At 38.0% G+C, this 24,315-nt stretch carries 20 protein-coding genes and 1 riboswitch; of the genes, 5 read left to right on the plus strand and 15 right to left on the minus strand.

What is annotated here, in order from left to right; translation table 11 throughout:
• Positions 1–5 precede the first annotated feature (5 nt).
• Entirely contained in the window at positions 6–1,685 is a 1,680-nt protein-coding gene (locus ACOZ9X_RS08345) for a DUF6044 family protein (RefSeq protein ID WP_423417781.1), read from the minus strand.
• Positions 1,686–1,877: 192 nt separating this feature from the next.
• Positions 1,878–2,321, minus strand: a complete 444-nt coding sequence (aac(6'), locus tag ACOZ9X_RS08350) for an aminoglycoside 6'-N-acetyltransferase (protein WP_423417782.1) — start codon at positions 2,319–2,321, stop codon at positions 1,878–1,880.
• 178 nt (positions 2,322–2,499) lie between these two features.
• Here aac(6') and ACOZ9X_RS08355 point away from each other — a divergent pair, with 178 nt between their 5' ends.
• A complete protein-coding gene (locus tag ACOZ9X_RS08355) occupies positions 2,500–3,138 on the plus strand; it encodes a YczE/YyaS/YitT family protein (RefSeq protein ID WP_423417783.1) in 639 nt (212 codons plus the stop codon).
• 30 nt (positions 3,139–3,168) lie between these two features.
• Positions 3,169–4,269 carry an AbrB family transcriptional regulator gene (locus tag ACOZ9X_RS08360; RefSeq protein WP_423417784.1) on the plus strand — a complete coding sequence of 367 codons (1,101 nt, stop codon included), beginning with the start codon at positions 3,169–3,171 and terminating at the stop codon, positions 4,267–4,269.
• A gap of 84 nt (positions 4,270–4,353) precedes the next feature.
• On the opposite strand, the gene ACOZ9X_RS08365 is transcribed toward ACOZ9X_RS08360, so the two are convergent.
• The 3 genes from ACOZ9X_RS08365 to ACOZ9X_RS08375 are packed head-to-tail and all read right to left on the minus strand — an operon-like array spanning position 4,354 to position 6,315.
• Complete coding sequence (locus tag ACOZ9X_RS08365; RefSeq protein WP_423417785.1) at positions 4,354–4,818, minus strand: aminoacyl-tRNA deacylase; 465 nt, start codon at positions 4,816–4,818, stop codon at positions 4,354–4,356.
• 13 nt (positions 4,819–4,831) lie between these two features.
• Complete coding sequence (locus ACOZ9X_RS08370) at positions 4,832–5,383, minus strand: DUF6944 family repetitive protein (RefSeq protein ID WP_423417786.1); 552 nt, start codon at positions 5,381–5,383, stop codon at positions 4,832–4,834.
• A 56-nt stretch (positions 5,384–5,439) separates the two neighbouring features.
• Positions 5,440–6,315: a chemotaxis protein gene (locus ACOZ9X_RS08375; RefSeq protein ID WP_423417787.1), complete on the minus strand. Its 876-nt coding sequence runs from the start codon at positions 6,313–6,315 to the stop codon at positions 5,440–5,442.
• A gap of 94 nt (positions 6,316–6,409) precedes the next feature.
• Between ACOZ9X_RS08375 and ACOZ9X_RS08380 the strand changes: the two genes are divergently transcribed.
• Both ACOZ9X_RS08380 and ACOZ9X_RS08385 read left to right on the plus strand, forming a co-directional pair.
• Entirely contained in the window at positions 6,410–7,021 is a 612-nt protein-coding gene (locus ACOZ9X_RS08380; protein WP_423417788.1) for a DUF2238 domain-containing protein, read from the plus strand.
• An 86-nt stretch (positions 7,022–7,107) separates the two neighbouring features.
• Positions 7,108–7,407 (plus strand): hypothetical protein, encoded by a 300-nt coding sequence (locus tag ACOZ9X_RS08385; protein ID WP_423417789.1) that lies wholly within the window; start codon positions 7,108–7,110, stop codon positions 7,405–7,407.
• Positions 7,408–7,432: 25 nt separating this feature from the next.
• Here the strand turns inward: ACOZ9X_RS08385 and ACOZ9X_RS08390 are convergent, their stop codons facing one another.
• The 7 genes from ACOZ9X_RS08390 to gltB form a co-directional block, all read right to left on the minus strand.
• Positions 7,433–8,230, minus strand: a complete 798-nt coding sequence (locus tag ACOZ9X_RS08390; RefSeq protein WP_423417790.1) for an energy-coupling factor transporter transmembrane component T family protein — start codon at positions 8,228–8,230, stop codon at positions 7,433–7,435.
• Positions 8,214–9,665, minus strand: coding sequence for an ABC transporter ATP-binding protein (locus ACOZ9X_RS08395; protein WP_423417791.1), 1,452 nt, complete (start codon positions 9,663–9,665; stop codon positions 8,214–8,216). The genes ACOZ9X_RS08390 and ACOZ9X_RS08395 overlap by 17 nt, the downstream gene beginning before the upstream one ends.
• 13 nt (positions 9,666–9,678) lie before the next feature.
• Entirely contained in the window at positions 9,679–10,260 is a 582-nt protein-coding gene (locus ACOZ9X_RS08400) for an ECF transporter S component (RefSeq protein ID WP_423417792.1), read from the minus strand.
• Position 10,261: 1 nt separating this feature from the next.
• Positions 10,262–10,966 carry a thiaminase II gene (tenA, locus tag ACOZ9X_RS08405; protein ID WP_423417793.1) on the minus strand — a complete coding sequence of 235 codons (705 nt, stop codon included), beginning with the start codon at positions 10,964–10,966 and terminating at the stop codon, positions 10,262–10,264.
• 85 nt (positions 10,967–11,051) lie between these two features.
• Positions 11,052–11,159, minus strand: a riboswitch (TPP riboswitch).
• Between the two features lie 137 nt (positions 11,160–11,296).
• Positions 11,297–12,226, minus strand: a complete 930-nt coding sequence (locus ACOZ9X_RS08410) for a manganese-dependent inorganic pyrophosphatase (protein WP_423417794.1) — start codon at positions 12,224–12,226, stop codon at positions 11,297–11,299.
• A gap of 105 nt (positions 12,227–12,331) precedes the next feature.
• Positions 12,332–13,810 (minus strand): glutamate synthase subunit beta, encoded by a 1,479-nt coding sequence (locus tag ACOZ9X_RS08415; RefSeq protein ID WP_423417795.1) that lies wholly within the window; start codon positions 13,808–13,810, stop codon positions 12,332–12,334.
• Positions 13,811–13,834: 24 nt separating this feature from the next.
• The gene (gene gltB, locus ACOZ9X_RS08420) at positions 13,835–18,391 is read right to left on the minus strand and encodes a glutamate synthase large subunit (RefSeq protein ID WP_423417796.1); all 4,557 of its coding nucleotides are present in this window, start codon (positions 18,389–18,391) and stop codon (positions 13,835–13,837) included.
• Positions 18,392–18,529: 138 nt separating this feature from the next.
• Between gltB and ACOZ9X_RS08425 the strand changes: the two genes are divergently transcribed.
• Positions 18,530–19,432, plus strand: coding sequence for a LysR family transcriptional regulator (locus tag ACOZ9X_RS08425; protein WP_423417797.1), 903 nt, complete (start codon positions 18,530–18,532; stop codon positions 19,430–19,432).
• An 86-nt stretch (positions 19,433–19,518) separates the two neighbouring features.
• On the opposite strand, the gene ACOZ9X_RS08430 is transcribed toward ACOZ9X_RS08425, so the two are convergent.
• Genes ACOZ9X_RS08430 through fdhF form a run of 3 tightly spaced genes read right to left on the minus strand, consistent with a single transcriptional unit; the run spans position 19,519 to position 24,292 of the window.
• Positions 19,519–20,778, minus strand: coding sequence for an L-lactate MFS transporter (locus ACOZ9X_RS08430; protein ID WP_423417798.1), 1,260 nt, complete (start codon positions 20,776–20,778; stop codon positions 19,519–19,521).
• Positions 20,779–20,799: 21 nt separating this feature from the next.
• The gene (locus ACOZ9X_RS08435; protein WP_423417799.1) at positions 20,800–21,345 is read right to left on the minus strand and encodes a DUF1641 domain-containing protein; all 546 of its coding nucleotides are present in this window, start codon (positions 21,343–21,345) and stop codon (positions 20,800–20,802) included.
• On the minus strand, positions 21,338–24,292 hold the full coding sequence (gene fdhF / locus ACOZ9X_RS08440; RefSeq protein ID WP_423417800.1) for a formate dehydrogenase subunit alpha: 2,955 nt from the start codon (positions 24,290–24,292) through the stop codon (positions 21,338–21,340). The genes ACOZ9X_RS08435 and fdhF overlap by 8 nt, the downstream gene beginning before the upstream one ends.
• Positions 24,293–24,315: the final 23 nt, after the last annotated feature.

Consider the following 24,315-nt stretch of genomic DNA (forward strand, 5'->3'; position numbering starts at 1 on the left):
GGCTGTTACCTCGCTTTGTATAAATGAATTTTCCACGCTGCTGTATCTGATTCGAATATTTTTTCTAACTGCAATCCTAGATCCTCCGCATCATCAATTGGCAGAGCTGAAAATATGTATTCTCCGCCTAACTTTTTAAAAGGCTCAATATTTAGCTGGAGGTTGTTTAACCTCTCTGTTGAGTTCTTTTTAAACATATAATGTTTACCGAGCTGATCGGTAAATATGTAGCAGCGTCCTCCCCATTCATCATAATAAGTACGAAGTCTTTTGTTTTTTTGGAGCTCTTTCTCCATTATTTCCCGAAACCTATATTTGTATGTTAATGAGTAGAAATTGTTATACGTATCAAGGGTATAAAAGCCGTTATATTGTGCAATTGCCGGATGGATACCGATACTAGCAACACGGTAACTCGCTAATGGTTTTGCTATGAATTCTTCAATCTCTTGAAACAAGTTTTGTGCATAAAACTCTCTTACACTCGGCTTTTTTCTATAGATGATTTCGTCATTAAATAAACAGAGAAGAACAATTTGCCCTATGATAAAGAAAGGAATCGTGTTTTTAATCACCTTCCCATGATTCATGATAATCTTAAGGCTAAGAGCGAACCCCATATATATAATTAATGGCCGTAAAAAGTGAAACCTTGCAAAATTAAACGTGTCCATAAAGTGAAAACGTTCTGTTAATGGTAGCCAGCCTTTATAGAACCAAAAGGCATACCAAGCAGATAATGCGAAATTAAAAACAAATAAAAAAACAAAAACTTTTTCCTGCTTCCACAGTCTCTTGAAAATGACTAAAAATAATGCAAGTATGGTTGCGAAAAGTATAAACAAACTATGAACGGTCATTACATGTGTATGTCCAAGCACAAAGTTTTTAAAAGTGAGTCTCGTCACCCACCAAAAAGGTAATCGTGCATGAAAATATTCATCTCTTGTATTTGGTTCATCATCAAAGATAAACGAATAGACAAGCCGATATTCAATCACGAGAAAAACTAAAGTCATAAAGACAATAGAGAAGAAAAAACGCCAATTCCACCCTTTTCCTCGAATAACATCTACAAACCAAAAAATTCCTAAGGCAAATAAAAAGAAGAAAAAACCGAGCACAAAACTTGAGTAAAACGGAAGCAACGTGAGAACTAGATAGTTTCTCCACGCTTTTTCTTCATTACGGATATTTAGAAATGCCCACAATGCTAAAGGCATACCAAGTGTACTAAGCATTCCTGAAGGCCAGAATGGAGTAAGTGCAAATGCAAGTGCTGTACCGATCGTGATTAGAGTGTACCTTTGATCAGGTAAATAATGCTTTTTTAATAATAAATACATGCCTATAAATGCGAATATCCGAGTAATCGCTTGGCTGATTATATAAGCGGTCATAGTGGGGAAAATGGCATGCAGCCAAACAATACCGCTAAATTCGGTTCCTAGTGCGTTTCTTGGGAGACCGTTAATAATTTGAGGAATCGTTGAATTAACATTTCCAAACAACATTCCGCTCTCTTTGAGAACTTTGTACCAAGCAAGGTTAGAATCGAGATTATCGTGGACACGAATGTGTGCATTTTCACCTAAAATGAGTAAGGGAGATAAATATAAAAGAATAACGAAAAATGAAATATATAAACATTTACGTTCAAAAGGATTAACATTTTTAAGAAACACTCATAACACCCCATCATTAAATAGAGTCGATTAACAGGTTTCACATAATAAAAACTTTGTATACTCTAAATTTATCCATTAAAAAAAGGCACTATGATGTGCCTATAAATGATTTTTATTATCACATAAGAAAAACAACTTACTTGGGAGACTAAAATCGGTCATTATCTCTCTCATACTTTCTTATATTCTTTAATGGATATCTTTAATAAATGCGATCAAACGATTTGCTTCTTTAAAACCAACGCTCGTGTGAAAGTGATAACTTGTATCATTGGATAACTCAATATCTGAACCAATTTGTTTGCATCCTTTTGTTTTTAACCAACTCTCTCCTTCAGCAATCAGTTTGTTTGATATCCCTTTCCTTCTATAATCAGGTTTTACATAGATTCCCTCCACAAAACCAGTGGGGCTGGACTGGGATCCTTCCACGTAGTCACTTCTGATCGAAACATGAATAAAAGCAATAGGTTCAGCATGATTTAGATATACAATCACTTTATCTTTTTCTGAATCTAAAATTTGTTTAAATTCCTTTCTTAATTCATTGAATTTATTGTCTGGCCATAATGCTAAAGCCAGCTCGGTCAATGAATCAAGAACGTGTTCGTTTGCATCCTTAATGGATTCCATATTAAACGCTCCTGTTTTCAATTTTTAGACATTCTTATTTCGACAAACGCACATGTGATATCCTTTATTTTTTTATAAATACGATGAAAAAATAGTAAGCAACTTCTTTTCATTTTTTATCAAATTGCTTTATAGTCTAAGATAATTATAGGGTTATTTTGGAAAAGAGGAGTTTTTGGTGAAGTATGCGATTAAGCTAATCTTCTTTTTTATAGGACTATTGATCTTTAGTTATGGAATCGCCATGGCCATTCAAGTGAAATATTTAGGAATCAGTCCGTGGGACGTGTTAAATCTTGCTTTGTATGAGCGGTTGGGTCTCACGATCGGTACTTGGAATATCGTAGTGGGCTTTTTACTAATAACTTGTACGATGATCATAAATCGAAAGTATATTAACATTGGAACTTTTTTAAATGCTGTTTTAGTTGGGATTTTTGTAGACTCCTTTTTATTTCTTCAGTTACTTCCTAACTCAATGAACACATACATTGATATATTAATCTTGTTCTTTGGCATTTTGTTAATGGGCATTGGTGGAGGTATGTATTCAGCAGCAGGAATAGGAGCGGGTCCAAGAGATGGACTTATGCTATCTTTATCAGATTTAACTGGATTTTCAATTAGTAGAGTAAGAATATTCATGGAGTGCCTTGTCTTATTGGTTGGTCTAAGTATAGGTGGGCCAGTATTTATTTTCACATTTCTATATACGTTCATCCAAAGTCCTATCTACCAAAGATCCTATTTGGGTTGTAAGAAGTGGATCGCAAAGTATATGTTTAGATTTGAAGAAAAAAAGAAGTTTGTTAGTTAACACAAGCAAACATAAGAAGAAGGTTTTGCAATGAAGTATAAAAGTTTAAATCAAATTAAGAGTTTTCAACTTTTAGTAACATTGAGTATCGCCTTAGTAGGTGGTCTCCTATTCAACGTATTCAGTTTGCCAATTCCTTGGCTTTTAGGAACTATGACTGCCGTATTAATTGTGAACCAACTCCGTTGGACTCAGTTATACTGGCCAGTTTTTTTAAGAAATACGGGTTTAATCATCGTAGGATATTCAATCGGTTTAACGTTTACAAAAGATACGTTAAAACTTATGATTACTCACTTGCCATCCATGGCATTCATGACGATCTTATTATTATTAATCTGTTCAGGGATGGCTTTTATAATATCTCGTACTACCTCGATCAATTTCCCGACTGCACTTACCAGTTCAATTCCTGGTGGTCTATCACAAATTATTACATTTGCAGAAGAGACTAAGGGAATTGATATTACAACCGTTACGTTTTTTCAAGTGACACGTCTCATCGTTATCATATTCGCTGTTCCCTTTCTGATTTTCAGTCCCATTTTTTCCTCAGGAAGTTCTGCTTCTATTCCTGATGTGATCTCGGAAGGAACCTCTTCTGCCTTTTTTCCAGAGATTATTCTATTTGGACTATTTTCAGTTGGAATGGCACTGTTAGGAAAAAAAATAAAACTACCTACAGCTTTTCTGCTTGGTCCAATTCTAGGAATTGCTGCTTTAAATATAGTTGGTTTCAAAGGACCTCCTCTTCCCGCTTCAATACTCGATGTTTCTCAATTTTTAATCGGAGGCTATATTGGATTATTATTGAAGCCTGAAAAGCTTAGAAAAAAAGCTAGTATGATTCCAATAGCCTTGATCAGCGGAATCATGTTGGTAAGTTTCGCACTTCTTCTAAGTTCTTTGCTGATGTATCAATTTAACTTTTCTTTCATCACTTGTTTCCTGAGTATGGCACCTGGTGGAGCTGATCAGATGGGGATTATCGGACATGAGCTGAAAGCGGATGTTACGATGATTACAGGTTATCAACTTTTCCGAATTCTTTTTATCTTTTTTGCAGTACCTCCTCTCTTAAAATGGGTATTGCGCGCTCAAATGCATCATATGATCTCAAAAAATGATTAATATTTCACTTTATTAAAGACTTAAACATCCCATAGATGAATGATGGGATGTTTGTTTTTTTTTTTCGGGGATTATTAAGATTTTTTATTTTCTAATTCGAATGACTTGTCCTTTGTTTGCTTGTAACATACTATTTGTTTCTACTTTTATCAATGACAACTGAGAGCCGCCTCCCGTGTATATGTATGAAAGCTCCGTTACTTTTGGATCAACTAAAAAAATGGCTTTGAATCCAAATGACGGAACTCCTCCTGCAGGAAATCCAGTATGAGCTAATACTTCATCCTCTGTTGCGAGACGTGGGCGTTCAATATCCAAAGCTTTTCCCACACGTGTGGTGCTCACCCGATCTTCACCTTTCACAATGGCTAAGATGAGCTCTTCTTTATTATCTAAAAGGCAAATGTTTTTTACGAAATCATGCTGAGATACATTTATGGCTTTAGCAGCTTCCTGTACAGAATGACATGATTCTGTTAAAACCATATGAATGGCATCTATATTATTCTCCAATATAAAACTACTTATCGCACTATGGTAATTTTCCACATGCATATCCCCTTTAATGACGAGGTAAAGCTGAAATTACAGCACCGACTGCTTGAATCCAACTTCCTGCAAATATTAAAGATTCGCTATAGCTTTTATCTTCGTTTGGATGATCAAGTTCATATTTCCCACCTAGAGCTTGTAATGAGTTGCCAGCAGATTGGAGTAAATTCGAGATAATAGGTACCCCTTGGTCCGAAGCCGCATCTTCTAATTCGTTATCTAGTTCAATCCCAAGAACAATCCCTGCCCCAAATGCTTGAAGTAAGTTTCCTTTAATATTCAAGACTTGAGAAGTATCATCTTCTAATGGTAAGACCATACCTGCAATTACCGTTGTATTTCCAATGGCTTGGACTTCATTTCCTAACCTCTGAAGAGTAAACGGAATTTGTCCATCAGCAATTAGGCCATTTCCCGTTGCTTGCAGTACATTTCCTATTAAATCGAGATCTTCCTGAAACTGATCGCTCAAGACCGAAATTGGTGTGTTGGCAATGGCTGATATTATTGTTCCAATCGCCTGTATAACACCACCAATTTGTTGTTTTTGCTGTTTATCCATTCGGCAACCGTCCATTTGATAAGTTGATGTAATGTATTCGTGGACGAGAAGAAACGTTATTTTCTCTTAGATGCCAAATTTAACCGTTTCCATATTTCAGCTAAATCATCACCAATGTCATTGATGACTTCAATCGTTTTAAAGTAATTATTGTGTGAAAGTGGTGTGGAACTGCTTATAAATCCGCCGCTGTTTATTTCCGTATCAAAGGCAATTGCTCGATCATAAGAATCATTGATGGTTTTAAGCGGATAACCGAACACGTCATCTTTATCATACATATTTACCCATTTCCCTTGAATTTCAGGGAAATGTTCCTTTAAATGCGGCGATGGAACTTGGATGGGCTTATCAAAATCAGCATACCTAAGACTCCATAATGCCAATGGACTTCCTAATGTATAAAAGCTGGTTAGAGTCTCCCCTTTTTCTAATGAAGTCGATTGCATGTTTCGCATAACATCATCAGGTATTTTATCAGGGATAAATTGAAGATCATAAAAGTAATTACTCGAAATCACGGTACCTAAACTATGTGCGATGACAATGAGTGGTGCATCTTCACCAGCAGTTTTACTTAATTCTCGAAGGCCATCCGCATATACCTCATGTACTTTAATATAGTTCGGATTGTGATTCACTACAGGCTGGTAGGCGATGGCATCACCAAAAAAGTGGATGACAAACTGTCTTAACTGCTTAAAATCTAGATCGTCTTCTTTATTAAGCCTGTTCCACAAGTGTGTTTCCTTTTCGTTAAAGACACTTCCCCAATAAATGGGTTGGATGATCAGTTCATCTTCAGGAGTTGTATAATAAGGTTTTATTTGCTGAGAGAATCTTTTGGTAAGCATATCAATAAACAAATCAGAAAAATCCTCGTTTTGATTACCGATCCCATGAAGAATAGCCACTGCTATTTTTTTAGTCATGAAGTATCACATCCTTTTAAAAGTGTTCTTACCAACAAAAGAATACGTTTCTAACTAAATATCAATACTAATGTTAGATTGTGAGGGATTAATTATGAAAGCTAACAAAATCCATGTTTCTTTATTAATCATTGTTTTCTTCTTTTTTCTATGGTCACTTATTAAACCTGCACACTATCCAATATGGATATTAGAAGTCGCTCCATCTGTAATAGCTCTCATATGTGTTTTCTTCCTCTATAAAAAGTTAAGGTTCACTACCCTTACATATTGCATCATTGCAATATTGACAATTTTAACATTCATAGGCGGACATTATACTTACGATGACGTGCCACTTTTTGATTGGCTGCAGAACCATTATGATTTGAGTCGCAATCACTATGATCGTTTAGGTCACTTTATGAAAGGTTTGTTGGCGATTGTGATACGCGAGATCCTTCTAATAAAAACACCTTTGCAGATTGGAAAATGGGTGCAATTTATTGCAATAAGTATCACGATGGCAATCGCTGCGTTCTATGAAATTATTGAGTGGATTGCGGGCAAGATAGCAAAACGCGAAACGAAAGACTTTGTTGGTGCTCAAGGAGATATTTGGGATGCTCAATGGGACATGTCACTTACGCTCCTCGGTTCATTCATCGCATTGCTATTGCTCACTTCATGGCATAACAAGCTGATTGAAAAAATAAGGGATAATTAGCTGTTTCATTAGTATTAGATCAAATCAAGATAAATCCTTCTATTGGTTTCCCTTTTTTTCGTCCTATACAAAACTGAGGTGAGAAAATGCAAAAGGTAACTTCAATGGTTTTTACATTTATTGCAGGATTTTTGCTGTTCTTTGCATGGTCAGGGTATTTAAGTAAGGAATTTAACATAAGTGAGTATCGAGGAAACGTCGTTAAAAAAGAAAGAATGGAAAAAGTAATAAGTATGGGAGATTCCTTCGTAACAGAACCACAATATACAGTCTTCTTTGAGAACGGTAAGAAACTGAGTGTACCAAACGCTATCTATGTGAAAATAAAAGAAGGCAGTCATACCGTGCTCATGAAACAAAATGAAACCATCACTTTGATGAAATAAAGAGACTGAAATGATATTCAGTCTCTTAGTCTGATAAGGATCTCACATCTGTATTTGGCAGAAAAGGATATTGGATAGATAGAAGATAAGCGAGTCCTAACAGAACAAGAAAATAGCATAGAAAAAATAGATCATTTCTTGAAAAGCCGATCTCATAATAATAGGTCCTCTTTCTGTTCGATTGAAATCGTTTTGCTTCCATTGCAATGGCGCTCCGAAAAGCTCTGCGAATACTTTGGGATAATAAAGGAATGGCGATCCTCTGCATCCTTTTAAGAAAGTGATTCTTTTGTTCGAACCCTCTGACTTTTTGAGCATTCATAATGATTTGGTATTCCTCTATCATGATAGGAATCAATCGAATGGCTGCCATAAAACTATAAGCAAACTTGGGAGGCAGTTTAAGCTGTTGCATGAGCGAGTAAAACAATTTAACTGGTTTGGTAGTTAAAGCAAATATCAATCCAAGCATTGCGAATGATAAAGCTCTAAATCCTAAATGGATGCCCCTTATCAAACTTTCTTCTGATATTTGAACATATCCCCATTTAAACAGAATCGTTTCTCCCTTTCCAAATAGGATCATGGAAGAAGAAGTTGAAAGAAAGACAAGCAAAAAAGGCAGAGAAAGTAAGAGTAATTGCTTATAAGAATAGCCTGTACCAAATATAAACAATGTTAAGATCACACATGAAAAACCAACCATAAAATTAAGATAATGAATGTTGATGGCAAATACGAACAGAACTACTATCGTTAATAGTTTTAAAGAAGGATTTATGCTGTGTAACCAAGTGTACTTTCCACTAAATAATGAAATCATGCAGCATCTCCTTCTGTACCTTACCACTTTTATCAAGTTGATGATCCGCTACAATTTTCCCGTTCTGCACCTGCCATAACCGTGTTGCAAAACGTTCGGTGATATGTTGGTCATGTGTGACCATGAGAATGATCGTTCCTTTTTGACGCTCTTGTTCGATCCATTCCAAGATTTTGAAAGTGTTTATAGAGTCTTGACCAAAAGTTGGTTCATCAAGAAGTAATACAGTTGGCTTTTGCAAAAAAGCGGTTGCCACGCTTAAGCGCCTCTTCTGACCAACAGAGAGATGATAAGGGTGTTGATTCATTTTACTCGTCAACTTAAGAGAAGAAAGTATCTCTTTTGCATCTGATTCAATGGTCTGCTGTTTTTGTAATCCATAGGTTATTTCATCGTAAACAGAATGCGTTAAAAACTGATATTCTGGGTTCTGAAACACAAGGTAAACAAGTCCAGAGATGTCCTTAATTTTTTTAACAAGGAGCTCATTTATAAAATAGTTTCCAGATGTTTTGATGAGCTGCATAAATGCTAACAATAATGAGCTCTTACCTGCTCCGTTTTCACCCATCATCGTGATCCATTCTCCTGATTGAACCACTATGTCATCAGCCCATATCTTAATTTCCTTGTTTCGATACCCCTTAAAATCTTGCAACTTCAAAGTGTTCTGATATGCAAACGTATTTTCAGCAAGTGGTTTAAATTTGTATTCATCCCATGCACCAGGGTACCAGATTCCATACTCTTTTATTTTTTCCTTATAATGAGAAAAAACCGCCGAGGTATCCCCATCAGCAAGAATTTCTCCACCTGGTGTAAATACAATTAGACGATCGGCAAAGTCCAGGAGTTTCTCGATTTTATGTTCTACAATAATTAACGTCTTATCTTTCCAGATTCTTTTAACCGTTTCCCAAATTTGTTCTGTTCCCTTTTCATCTATAAAAGCAGTAGGTTCATCTAAGAATATGACATCCGGATTCAGTGCTAATACAGATGCAATCGCTAACCGCTGTTTCATTCCACCTGATAGATGCTGAATCGGTGTATGAATGTCATCAAGTTCAAGCCCAACCTCTTTTAATAAAGAACAAATCTTGCTAGACATCTCTTCTCGAGGCACCTGTAGGTTCTCAAGAACAAATGCTAACTCTTCATCAACATATGGCATACAGAATTGGGTATCAGGATCTTGAAATACAAACCCCCATTGATCAGGGATCTGTATTTCATCACATTTCATAGGTATGTCTATCGTTTGAGGAACTAGGCCAGAAAGAACTTGTAACAGTGTGGATTTGCCACAGCCGGAGGTGCCAAGAAGTAACACTTTTTCACCACGGTTAATAGACAAACTCATATCTTTAAACAGCATTTCTGATTCGCCCGGAAACTTTAATCTTAAGTTCTTCACAGATGTTATGCTGGTCATATTACCACCTCAGTTATTGATTTAATGCTTCGTGATCTTTTTTTGAAGACGATCGCACTAAATTTGTCACACCTGTAGCCTCTAAAGCTTTTGCGATAGAAATGGCAAACAATCCTGTAAACAATATAGAACCGATTATTCTAAATATGATGAATAAAGTTAGGTTCCATGTTGATAAATCTCCGATATATCCTTTGTAAAAGTCCATGATTAAAGATCCTGCACATGAACTTAACGCAGCGAGTGAAATGACGAAAAGGTCAAATCGCTTATAACGAAATGCGAATAGGATAAACTCTGCAAACAATCCTTGAATGAATCCGTATAGCAACACTTCAAGTCCAAATTCAGAACCCATTAAAAATTCTCCTGAAGAAGCAGCGATTTCAGCCAATAGAGCAACTCCAGGCTTTCGAATGATGAGAAACGCAACTGTTGCCGCCATGAACCACATACCATATATCAACTGATCGATATGAAGGCCAAAAGGTTTTACGGCATAATATAGAGGTCCCCAAACCTTATATAAAATACCAAATGCGATTGAAATGACGATCGTTACAAGGATATCAGTTAACTTTAACCCTTTTTGCATGCTACCTTTCACTTCCAATCGGTGTTGTGGTCAGGCTGAATGGAATCGGCCACTTTTCTAACGTATATGCCATTTCCCAGAAGGAATACTCATACTGACAACTGATCAAGAAATGTTGAATCATTTTGTTTTTTTCTTGTTCACTTGCTTTTTCAGCCAATTGATTCAAACGATCAATCTGTTCTTGTACAAGTTCTGAGAACCATTCTCCGCCATATGCAGCGATCCACTCTTGATAGATGGGCTCTTGTGGTGAAGCCCCTTTGAACGTTTCACCAATCTCCTGATAGATCCAATAACATGGCAGGATGGCTGCGATGATTTCTCCTAAACTTCCAGACTCTGCTACACGATAAAGGTGAGATGTATAATGATAAGCGGTCGGAGCAGGTTCAAAATTAGCTAGTTCTTCTTCTGTCACTCCAAGCTGTTTCATAAATGTCTCATGAAGTCCTAACTCCGCGTCATTTGTACCTTGTGCATGTGCTGCCATTCTAGAAGTTGTATACAAATCCTCAGCTCTTGCCGCACCCATCGCTTGTATTCTTGCAAAATGAGATAGGTAATATGAATCTTGTAAAACATAGTACCTGAATCGTTCTAAAGAAAGGTTACCATCTGCAATTCCCTTCACAAATGGATGTTGAAGGTTCGCTTCCCAAATGGAAGCCGCTCTTTTTCGTAAGATATCAGTAAATGTGTTCATATGAATCCTCCTTGTTTTATCCAACAAAAAAACCACTCTCAGCTAAGAAAGTGGTTGTATATGGAGAATTCAACACAGAAATAAAGACTCCGCAACACCACTTCCCTACGCTGGTATAATCCAGATCAGGTTCTAAGAGTCTCAAAGTCACACTTTGATCTCAGCCTTATAAAAGGCACCCCTAGTGGTTAGTTTTTATGTAGTTGGTTTCTGTCTTAAATGATAGCAGTCTCTTTTAGATTGTCAATACTGTTTTTGAGAAGCAGAAATATTGGATGGCACAATAAAAGGGTAATACCTTCGTATGGTATTACCCTTTTAGCACATATTTTACTTACTCATCGCTTCTGTTAACACAGGTACGATTTGTTTTTTACGAGAAACAACACCTTTAAGAACGGCTGTATTGTTTTCTAATTTAACGTTATATGCTTCTTCGACAGATTGTGAACTCTTACCAAGAGCTAGAGCTGTTGAATCATTTGTTAAGATATCTGTTACAACAAACATGAACAAGTCTAAACCTTTGTCAGCAATAACTTTAGTAATCGCTGATTCTAATTCTTCTTGATGTTTCATTACATCACTAGCATCCACCGTATTCACTTGTGCAACTTCAATTTTGCTTTCACCGATGTTAAATTCTTTTGCATCAAGTGAGATTAACTCTTCAACAGATTTATCACTTAGGTCTGCTCCTGCTTTTAGCATTTCTAAACCGTACTTTTCCGCATCTACTCCTGCAATTTCAGCAAGTTCGCGTGCTGCAGCAACATCTTCTTCTGTGCAAGTAGGTGATTTGAACAACAAAGAGTCAGAAATAATCGCAGAAAGCATAAGTCCTGCAATATTTTTCTCTACTTGAATACCGTTCTCTTTATACATCTTGTTCAAGATTGTAGCTGTACAGCCAACTGGCTCTGCACGATAGTATAACGGATCGCTTGTTTCAAAGTTCGCGATGCGATGATGATCGATAACTTCTAATACTCTTACTTTTTCAATATCATTTGCACTTTGTTGACGTTCATTATGGTCAACTAAGATTACTGCGTTTGCTTCAGCAGAGACATGTTCAACAAGTCGAGGAAGCTCAGCATTGAAATAATCTAGTGCATATTGTGTTTCACCGTTAATTTCACCTAGGCGAATAGCTTCTACATTTTGTCCTAATTTAGATTTTAAGTCAGCATAAACGAGTGCTGATGTAATCGTGTCAGTATCGGGATTTTTATGTCCAAAAATAAGTACTTTTTCCATGCGTCTACTCCTTATAAATGAAAAATTGTGTTTTGCCTAAGCCTTATTTTATCATAGATAAAAAGCTTATGGCTTTTGGAGTTTATTGTAGCATGGAAAAAAGTATTAAGGCAAAACCGTACTGCCCATCAACGATAGATCAACTTGACGTGCACAATCACGACCTTCTTGAATTGCCCAAACGATTAAACTTTGACCTCGTCTAGAGTCACCTGCTGCAAACACTCCATCTACATTTGTTCTATAGTCACCATGTTTAGCATCGACTTTATTATTATTAATTTCTACACCAAATTCTTTTAAGACTGGAAGTTCTGTACCTTCGAAACCGATCGCAACAAAAACAAGATCTGCTGGCCAAACCTTCTCTGATCCTGGAATTTCTTCAAAAACTATATTTCCAGCATCGTCTGACGTACGTTTCATTTGAATCGTATGAAGTTCTTTTAATCGACCATTTTGATCTGATACGATTTTTTTCGTTTGAACAGAGTACTCTCTTGGATCATGTCCGTATTGAGCAGTCGCTTCTTCATAGGCATAATCCATTGTGAAAATATTAGGTTGCTCAGGCCACATGTTTGCATCACTGCGTACATCAGGAAGTTTAGGATGTTTGCCGAATTGAACGACACTCTTACACTTTTGCCTTAAAGCTGTTGCCACACAATCAGCACCCGTGTCTCCACCACCTATTACGATGACATTCTTACCTTCTGCATCAATTAGTGGTTCAGAAACTTCAATGTTCAATAGTCTTTTTGTTGCCTGAGTTAGATAATTCATAGCAAAATGAACACCTTCAGCTTCTCTTCCAGGAAGAGTCAAATCTCTTTGTTTCTGTGCGCCTGTACACAGAATGATTGAATCAAATTGATTTTTTAGTTCTTCAGAAGTAATATCTTTTCCTACCTCTGTGTTAAGGATAAAATCAATTCCCTCTTGCCTTAATAAATTAATTCTTCTTTCCACTATATCCTTATCTAACTTCATGTTAGGAATTCCATACGTTAACAATCCGCCAGCTTTGTCTGCTCTTTCATAAACTGTAACAGAATGACCAGCTTGGTTCAGCTGATCTGCTGCTGCAAGCCCTGCTGGTCCTGATCCAACGATTGCGACCTTTTTTCCTGTTCTTTTATCTGGAATCCTAGGGTGAATCCAACCGTTCTCAAAACCTTTGTCAATGATTGCTTTTTCAATGTTCTTTATCGTAACAGCAGGACCAGCTAACTCAACTGTACATGAACCTTCACAAGGAGCAGGACAAACTCTACCAGTAAATTCAGGAAAATTATTTGTTTTTAATAGACGATCTAGAGCTTCTTTCCATTTCCCTCTATAAACAAGGTCATTCCACTCTGGAATGAGGTTACCAATGGGGCAGCCAGCCGCAGCCCCATTAATCTCAATACCAATATGACAAAAAGGTGTTCCGCAATCCATACATCTAGCGCCTTGTCTTTTTAACATATCTTCAGGTTGTTTTTCCGTATATTCTTTCCAATCTTTAAGACGTTGGAGAGGCTTTCTCTCTATCGTTTCTTCTCTTGGGTATTCCAAAAATCCAGTTGGTTTGCCCATTTAAATCTCTCCTCTCATCTCAATTTATTTCAGAATTAATTTTGTTGGTCCAGGTCTACCACTTGCTTTCGCTGAGCTTGATCCAGCTTCAAAAGCATTCATGATCGCTTCCTCTTTTGTATAACCTGCTTTTTTCTCTTCTTCTATTTTCTGGATCATTTCTTTATAGTCATGTGGGATGACTTTCACAAAATGAGATTGTTCTAATTTCCAATTTTGCAGAATAGCAGAAGCTTTTTTACTTTGAGTGTATGAAAAATGATTGATGATCATCTGCTTAACCGTTTCTGTTTCTTCAGAATCTATTAATCTCTCAAACTCGATACCTTCTTTGTTGCATAACTGTTTTAGTAAAAGTGGCTGATGCGTGTAGATGTAGGCGATTCCTCCACTCATACCTGCTCCAAAGTTCTTTCCAACATCACCTAAGACAACTACACGACCACCTGTCATATATTCACAGCCATGATCTCCGATGCCTTCTACAACGATGTTAGCTCCACTATTTCTAACTGCAAATCTTTCTCCAGCTAACCCATTAATATATGCTTCACCACTTGTTGCTCCATAAAAAGCAACGTTTCCTAAGATGACATTGTCATCAGCCAAATATTCTGCTGATTTAGGAGGTGCAACAATTAATTTTCCGCCAGATAAGCCTTTTCCAAAATAGTCATTGCTGTCGCCATTAAGATAAAGCGTCATGCCACGTGGTACGAATGCTCCAAAACTTTGACCAGCAGATCCGGAAAAATTAAGTGTTACAGTATCTTCTGCAAGACCTTCTTCACCAAATCGTTTTGTTATCTCACTACCTGCAATCGTACCTGCTACACGATTCGTATTCTTGATGGGTAAGTTGAGTGAAACAGATTTCTTCGTTTCTAATGCTGTCTGGAGCTCAGGCAGTATTTCATTCATATCAAGGGATTGATCGATCTTATGATTTTGAGAGATCTGTTTTGTACGAACACCTTCTGCTTGATATAGCAGTTTTGATAAGTCGAGATGCTTCGCTTTCCAGTGTTTTCTCGCTCGATCTCCTACCGTTAATACGTCAGTTCGACCGACCATTTCCTCCATCGTACGGAAGCCTAGTTCAGCCATGATCTCACGAATTTCTTCAGCCACAAATCTCATATAGTTTACAACGTGATCTGGATCACCCATATATTTCTTTCTTAATTCAGGATTCTGTGTCGCTACACCAACAGGACAGGTATCAAGATGACATGCACGCATCATGACGCAACCTAATACAACGAGTGGTGCTGTTGCAAATCCGTATTCTTCAGCACCTAACAATGCAGCAAGCACAACATCTTTACCTGTCATCAGTTTTCCGTCTGTCTCAAGTGTTACACGTTCACGAAGTCCATTAAGCATCAATGTTTGATGTGTTTCTGCTAGCCCCAATTCCCATGGAAGACCAGTATGTTTGATACTTGTCTTGGGTGAAGCGCCAGTTCCTCCATCATAACCACTAATTACAATCACATCTGCTGCGCCTTTTGCGACACCTGCCGCAATCGTACCAACACCAGATTTTGCTACAAGCTTGACACTGATTCTTGCTTCGCGATTAGCGTTTTTTAGGTCATGAATCAGTTGGGCCATATCCTCAATCGAATAGATATCATGATGTGGTGGAGGGGAAATCAGACCTACTCCTGGCGTAGATCCACGAACATCTGCTACCCAAGGATAAACCTTATTGCCAGGCAACTGTCCGCCTTCACCTGGTTTAGCTCCTTGTGCCATCTTGATCTGCAGTTCATCTGCATTTACAAGATAGTGGCTTTTTACACCGAATCTACCTGAAGCTACTTGTTTAATACTGCTTCTGCGGTTATTGCCAAGTTCATCTGGGATAAAACGGGCTGGATCTTCTCCGCCTTCACCACTGTTACTTTTTCCACCTAATCGGTTCATCGCGATCGCAAGAGATTCATGTGCTTCTTTACTAAGAGATCCAAAAGACATCGCGCCTGTTTTGAAGCGCTTTACAATCTCTTCTACAGGTTCAACTTCATGGAGTGGTATAGACGTTGTTTTAGGCTCAAACGAGAACAAGTTTCTTAAAAAAGTGGTTCTCTCATCATCAGCCAGTTTTGAGAACGTTTTAAACAGTGAATAATCATTCTTACGACAAGCCCATTGAAGGGTATGGATCGTTTTTGGATTAAAGGCATGGTGTTCACCAGTATTTCTCCATTGAAAATCACTTCCGGAATCCAAAGTGTCATCGATGGTCTCTTTAAAGCCTTGTTGATGTCTTAGAGTAGCCTCTTTTTCGATCTCAGCTAAGGTGATTCCATCAATTTGAGAAGAAGTAGCTGGGAAATAACGATCGATCACTTCTTTTCCGATTCCGACTGCCTCAAAGATTTGAGCACCTCGATAACTCTGAACCGTTGAAATACCCATTTTTGACATCACTTTAACGATGCCGTCTGTTATTCCTTGTTTATAGGTTTTGATGGTCTCAGATAAAGAAAGTTTGATGTGTTCATCTTGAATCGCTTCTTCAAAGGTTTTATAAGTTAAATACGGATAGATAGCGTCTGCACCGTATCCAATGAGTGCTGCAAAATGATGAACCTCTCTAACTTCACCTGATTCAACGATCAGACTTACTTTTGTCCGGAGTCCTTCTTTTACAAGATGATGGTGCAGAGAACTTACAGCAAGTAAGACAGGAATAGGAATAGAAGATCTATTCATTTCTCTGTCAGACAAAACTAATAAAGTTGCTCCATCTTGGATAGCTTCTTCCGCATTTTTAAATAAAGATTGTAGCCCGAGTTCTAAATCTTCCGAAAATAAAGTCTGCAGAACAGCCGTTTTAAATTCATAAATCATGTTATCTGTAATTTGATTAAACTCATTCGATGTTAACACAGGAGAGTTCAATTGAATTCTCTTTGCATTCTGTGGTCCAGGATGCAAAAGATTTCCTTCAGCTCCGAGCAGCGACATCGTAGAAGTAACAATCTTCTCGCGAATAGCATCAATCGGAGGATTCGTAACTTGCGCAAATAGCTGCTTAAAATAATTAAATAGGGATTGTGGGTTATCAGATAAAACCGCTAGGGGTGTATCGTTCCCCATTGAACCGATTGGATCTTTTCCTTCTGTAATAACAGGAATCAAATATTTATGAATATCTTCATACGTATAGCCGAATGCTCTTTGTTTACTTCTTACATTTTCTATCTTAATTTCAGACTCTTCGCCATTTTCATCCAAGTGATGCAGTCCATTCGTCAGCCATAATTCGTATGGTTCTTTACTCGCCATTTCTGTTTTGATCTCATTGTCTGTAATGATTCTGCCTTCTTCTAGATCAATCAGAAGCATTCTTCCTGGGCTTAACCGCTCTTTATATAGAACATTCTCTTCTTCAACTTCAATAACTCCTACCTCAGAAGAGAAAATAATGTAATCATCCTTCGTTACATAGTATCTCGCCGGACGGAGGCCGTTTCGATCGAGTATCGCTCCAATTTGCTTTCCGTCTGTGAAAGAGATAGCAGTCGGCCCATCCCATGGCTCCATCAGACAACTATGATACTCGTAAAAAGCTTTTCGCTCTTCTTCAAGATGAGGATTCTCACTCCATGGTTCTGGAATAAGCATCATAGCTGTATGGGAAGGCTTTCTCCCTGCCAGTACAAAAAATTCAAAGGCTTGATCAAGGATAGAAGAATCACTGCCATCGGCATCAAGAATAGGAAGCAGCTTCCCAATATCATCTCCGAATGCTTCAGAAACAAATTGCTTCTCACGTGCCTTCATCCAGTTCATATTTCCTTGTAAAGTATTGATCTCTCCGTTATGAATGATGTATCGATTTGGATGCGCTCGTTCCCACGTTGGAAACGTATTTGTGCTAAAACGGGAATGCACTAAAGCGAACGGAGACACGAAATCAGTATCTTGCAGATCATAATAAAAGGCGTCCACCTGTTCTGGTGTTAACAGACCTTTGTATACGATCGTTTGTGATGATAGACTAGCAAAATACGTTTGAAGTCCTTGTTCTCTTGCCCAGTGCTCTGCTTGCTTTCTGATTACAAATAGTTTTCTTTCAAAAGCTAGGTTCTCTGAAATCATTTCGTTGCAAGCAATAAAAACTTGTTTGATTAAAGGACAAGTTTCTTGAGCCTTTTTCCCGATTGTTGTTACGTTGACGGGTACCGTTCTCCAGCCTAATAGTTGTTGTCCTTCAAGATTAATAAATCGATTAATTTGATTTTCTAATTTCTGTTGAGCTGCTGTATCATTAGGAAAGAAGATCATTCCTACCCCGTACCGTCCTTTTTCAGGCAGTTCAAAATCTGTAACTTTTTTAAAGAAATCATGCGGTATCTTTGTCATTAAGCCGGCTCCATCTCCCGTTAAAGGATCACTTCCTTGTCCTCCCCGGTGGTCAAGCTGGCATAGCATATGAAGGCCTTTTTCAACAATCTCATGGGTAGCATGCCCTTTCAAATGAGCATATAGACCAATGCCACAAGCGTCATGTTCGTTCTTTGGATTATATAAACCTTGTGGTTCTGGAAATTGACTAAAGGTCATTTTGAACTCCCCCTTAAGTTTATCAACTGAAATATTCGAAACTTTCTTTCATTTAGTTTAGGTTTTATAATTAATCGAAACAATATATAATTTAGATTAAAACGATCTCAAATTGAGAATGATTGGTTGTGACAAGGCATGGAATTCAGACAATTACAGTATTTTATTGAAGTTGCAGAACGAGAACATGTTTCGGAAGCAGCAATTGCTTTGCATGTTGCACAATCTGCAGTCAGTCGTCAGGTTGCAAACTTAGAAGCTGAACTTGGCGTAGAGTTGTTTGAAAGAGAAGGTCGTAATATTAAGCTCTCTCCTGTTGGAAAGCTCTTCTTGATACACGCAAAAACTGCTATGAAAGCGATCGAACATGCCAAAAAGCAGATTGATGAATATTTAGATCCTGAAAGAGGAACGATCAAGATAGGATTTCCTACAAGTCTTGCAGGACATCTCTTGCCAACTGTTGTATCAGCTTTTAAACGTGAACATCCGAATATTGCCTTTCACTTAAGACAAGGTTCTTATCGGTTTCTTACAGAAAGCGTTAAGAGCGGAGATATTGATCTAGCTTTTTTAGGACCTGTCCCTACAAATGACCCTGATTTAGAAGGACATATCCTTTTTACTGAAAAAATTTCTGCGCTATTACCTGAACAGCATCTTTTAGCAGAAAAAAGAAGTTTATTATTAAGTGATTTACGGAATGATGAATTCGTGCTATTTCCGGATGGGTATATTTTACGAGATGTAGTAGTTAATGCTTGTAAAGAATCAGGCTTCGTTCCTAAGATTGCGTGTGAGGGTGAAGATCTAGATGCGATAAAAGGGCTAGTAACAGCTAGTATGGGTGTTACCCTTTTACCCGATAGTTCATTTTATGAAACGAAGCCACGTTTCACAGTAAAAATACCGATCGAGATACCAGATGTTAAACGCACAGTGGGAATCATAACCCCACGCAGTCGTGAACTAGCACCTGCCGAACAAGTTTTCTTTGAATTTGTAATTAAGTTCTTCTCTGTTTTAGAGCAATATCAATAACTTTCTATTACTTAAAGATGTTGCATGATGAAACAGAAAAAGCTTGGCAATTTTTTGCCAAGCTTTTTTATATGAGTTAATTACGTTTAACTTGCAACATGAGTTTGACTGTTTTCTTTTCTGATGTTCCGGATATTGATTCGAATAAGCAGAGAGATAGCAAGGGCAAGAATAAACGCACCTGTAAAGATATACAGCGTTAAAGAATAACTGTTCGTGGATTCACGTATCCAAGAAACCACTAATGGACCTACTAGTCCAGCTGCTGCCCACGCGGTTAATATATACCCATGAATCGCTCCTAGTTGCTTCGTTCCGAATAGGTCACCAATATATGCAGGTATGGAAGCAAAGCCTCCTCCATAACACGTAAGAATTAAATATACAAGCAACTGAAAGAAAAAGGCGTTCGTTACATTCGGTAAAAGAACGAATGCCACCGTTTGTATCGCGAAAAACGTAGTGTAAACGTTGGGGCGACCGATATAATCTGAAATTGACGCCCAGCCTATCCTTCCAAAACCGTTAAACAATCCCATGATCCCAACCATCGTAGCAGCAGAAGCGGCACTGAGATTTGCAATATCTTGTGCCATGGGAGACGCCACGGAAATAATAGCGATCCCGCATGTAACATTTATAAATAACATTGCCCATAAAGCCCAAAAACGAACTGTTTTAACTGCTTCGTTAGCCGTTAATTGAGCAAGATCTTTTGTTTGTTTTTCTTCCCTCACATTTACTTCGCTCATCCCTTCTGGCTGCCAATCTTTTGGAGGCGGTGAAAGATAAAGAGAAGATAGGAACATGATAGTGAAGTAAACAGCTCCTAATAAGTAGAATGTATTTGAGATTCCAATGTTTGATATTAGTCCTGCAATAACAGGACTTGCTATTAGGGATGCAAAACCAAACCCCATAATAGCAAGACCTGTGGCTAATCCTCTTCGATCAGGAAACCATTTTACGAGTGAAGAGACAGGTGTGATATAGCCAATACCCAGTCCAATTCCTCCTAAAGCACCGTAAAAAAAGTAAAGCAGATAAATAGAGCCTAATTGATCAGCAAAGCCTGAACCTAGCAACCCTGCACCAAAACAAAATGATGCAATGATGCCGGATTTACGAGGTCCATATCGTTCAACAAAATGCCCCATAAAAGCAGCGGATAAACCTAGAAACAAGATTGCGATACTGAACGTTAAAGAGATTTCACTTAGCCCCCAATCGTGTTCTTCCCGGAGCGGATTTGTGAATACACTCCAGGAGTAGACAGATCCGATCGATATGTGAATACCTACAGCAGCTGCAGCAATCAACCAGCGGTTTTTCACCTTATTAGCCATCAAGTTTACTCCTCTACACTTTTATTCTAAGGTTTTTTCCTTACTCTGATTTACACGTTTTTGAGGTGAGTTCCCTGTTGTCTTTTCAATATGTTCTGTTTCTTGGCCCATTCCCTTAAGGAATTGCATGAGTATGGTCACAGCTTTATTTATTTCAGGATCTTTTAGTGAACGAACTAAATCAAAGTAACTCGTTTTCTCTTCCGTATCTTTGTATTCAGCAACTCGTGCGATGCCTGAATCTATTTTTAAAAGAAAAGGTTCAAGTTGCTTTACATTAATCATTCCTAGTGTACCTAAGAGTAATAGAAGATTTTTTAATGTATTTGTGTTCTCAGGTTTGTCCATCGCTTTGACTGCAATATCCATTACTTTATCACCTTGCCCGAACAATCCATTTAATAGTGGCAGTATTCCTTTATCATGCATATGGTTCATGATCTCAAGTGTTTGTAGAATCGCAGTCTTGTTCTGAATAAGGGCATCCTCGACTTCTCGGAGGTCATTAGAACGTTGCTCTTCTGCTGTTATCGTTTGTTTTTGAACGTTTTTAATCGCTTTAGCCATGTTGATCTCGCTCCTTTTTCACAGCATCGCCTGGAAAGATATAATCTTTTCTTTCCCACTTCTTCTTTACGTTAACTCCTACTTGAGGTTGTGGATTTCCATACCTGAAATTTGTTTTAGGCAACGGATTAACACCTTCTTCCATCAAGATCTCAAGTTTAGCACTTGTCTCTTTGTAGGCAGGTGTATCTGTATCTTTATCTGAATAACTGCTCGTAAGTAGATTGATAGCTGCTTCTCCGCTATCGTTCATTGGTAGATATACTTCTTTGCCTTTTACACGATCCGTTATTAAACAATGAACTTTAACATTTCCATAAGGCGATGATAACCTTACTTTTGTCCCATCTTTAATTCCTCGTTCTTTTGCTAGTTCAGGAGAGATTTCAAGAAAAGTGTTGGGCGTCTTAGATGTAATACCCTCAGATTGATACGTCATGTTCCCTTCATGAAAATGTTCTAAAAGTCTTCCGTTGTTAACGTGAATATCGTATTCTTCTCCGAACTCTACAGGCTCTGTCCAATTTACTGGAAATAGTCGCGCTTTCTTATCTTCAAAAGGAAATCCTTCTTTAAAAAGTATGGGCGTATCCGTTCCGTCTTCAGCCACTGGCCACTGCAGGCTTTTGTATCCTTCTAATCTTTCATAGGATACTCCGGCAAATAATGGCGCTAGTTGTGCAGCTTCTTCCATAATGTCACTCGGATGTTTGTAATTCCATCCAGCTCCAAGCCGATTTGCGATATCACGAATTATCTCCCAATCTGGTTTAGAATCTCCGAGTGGCTCTAGCACCTGATACAATCTTTGGATTCTTCTCTCCGTGTTTGTGAAAGTACCTTCTTTTTCGAGGCTTGGACTTGCTGGTAAGACAACGTCAGCAAACTGAGCCGTTCGTGTAAGGAATAGATCTTGAACAACAAAAAAGTCTAGTTTCTCATAAGCTGCGTGAACATGGTTTATGTTTGAGTCAACGATTCCCATGTCTTCGCCTTTTAAATACATCGCTTTTACATGACCATCATGAATACCTTGAACCATTTCATGATTGTTAAGACCAGGTTCTTCTGGAATTTTTACACCCCACGCTTTTTCATACTTCTCTCTAACCGTTCGATCGGCAACTTTCTCATACGAAGGTAAGCGATCTGGCATACTACCAAAGTCACTAGCTCCTTGAACATTGTTATGTCCGCGTAACGGGTAAGAACCTACCTCTTCTCGTCCATAATTTCCTGTCACTAAGAGGAGATTGGATATAGCCGTGCTCGTATCACTTCCTCCCATATGCTGTGTAACACCCATTGCCCAGAGAACACAAACACTTTTGGATTGTGAAATGGTTTTTGCTAAATGGATAAGTGTATCTTGAGAGAGTCCTGTAGATTTTTCTGCATACTCTAAAGTGAACGTTTCAAGATTCTCTGTAAAAACATCTAAGCCGTTCACATGCTTTTTTAAGAAATCATAATCAGCTAATCCTTCATCTAAAATGTACTTCGTTACAGCAGAAAGCCAAACGAGATCTGATCCTGCCCGTGGCTGAATGAATAGATCGGCACGTTCAGCCATCTCATGTTTTCTAAGATCAGCGACAATTAGTTTTTGGTTGTGTAATTTATGTGACCGCTTAACACGTGCTGCTAAGACGGGATGAGATTCTGATGTGTTTGAGCCGATTACGATAACCAGTTCTGATTTTTCAATATCTTTTATAGATCCTGAATCACCACCATGTCCTACGGTTCGAAATAATCCCATAGTAGCTGGAGTCTGACAATAACGCGAACAATTATCAATATTATTTGTTCCGATAACACCACGTGCTAATTTTTGCATCAGATAGGATTCTTCATTCGTACACTTAGATGAGCTGATGAACGTAAGTGCTTGAGCACCATCCTTATCTTTTATCTCTGTGAATTTAGAAGCGATTAAGTTGTATGCTTCGTCCCAAGAGGCTTCTCTAAACGCATCACCTTCACGGATTAAAGGTTTTGTTAATCGTTCTTCACTGTTAACAAAATCCCAACCAAACTTACCTTTAATACATGTCGAGATGCCGTTTGCAGGTGCTTCAATCTGCGGATCTACTTTTAAGATTTCTCTGCCTTTTGTCCAAACATCAAAGCTGCATCCAACGCCGCAGTAAGTGCAAACGGTTTTTGTTTTCTTTATTCTTTGTTCTCTCATCGCAGCTTCCATGTCTGAAATAGCGAGTATAGACCCATAACCTGTCTCAACACTTTTTGTGATCTCAATCATCGGACGAAGTGTCTCGCGATTGATTCCCGTCATATAACCCGTTTCACCTTCCATCCCTTTTTCCATCATGGCGTTACAAGGACAAACAGTAGAACAGTGACCACATGAAACACAAGATGATTCATTGATCGGAACGTCTTTGTCCCAAATTACTCTTGGTCTTTCTCGTTCCCAATCAATCGTGAGCGTCTCTGTTACTTGGACATCTTGGCATGCTTCAACACATCGACCACACAATATACATTGATCAGGATCATATCTATAAAAGGGATTCGTTTGATCAACTTCATATAGCTTATGTTCAAAAGGAATGCTTTGGTGGTTGATCTTCATTTCTTTTACCGTGTTATGTACTTCACAACCGCCATTGTTATAATCACAAACCGTGCAATATAACTCATGATTAAAAAGGATTCGATCCATTCCGATCACTTGAGCTTCTCTTACCTCATCAGAATTTGTATCAATGTTATCTCCGTTATTAACCTTCGTCGAACATGCTCTAACAAATTCTCCATTCACTTTAACGATACACGTATCACATGTTTCGATGGGCCCTAGGCTTGGATGGTAACAAACATGCGGGACTTGATCTGGTGAACCATCTAATAAATTTAATACCGTTTCTCCCTGAACAGCTTTTCTTTCAGTTCCGTTTATTATTATCTTAGATTCTTTCAAATGATTTACACCCTTTCCTGAAA

It is taken from the genome of Fictibacillus nanhaiensis (genome assembly GCF_049537595.1).
Classification (GTDB): domain Bacteria; phylum Bacillota; class Bacilli; order Bacillales; family Fictibacillaceae; genus Fictibacillus; species Fictibacillus nanhaiensis_F.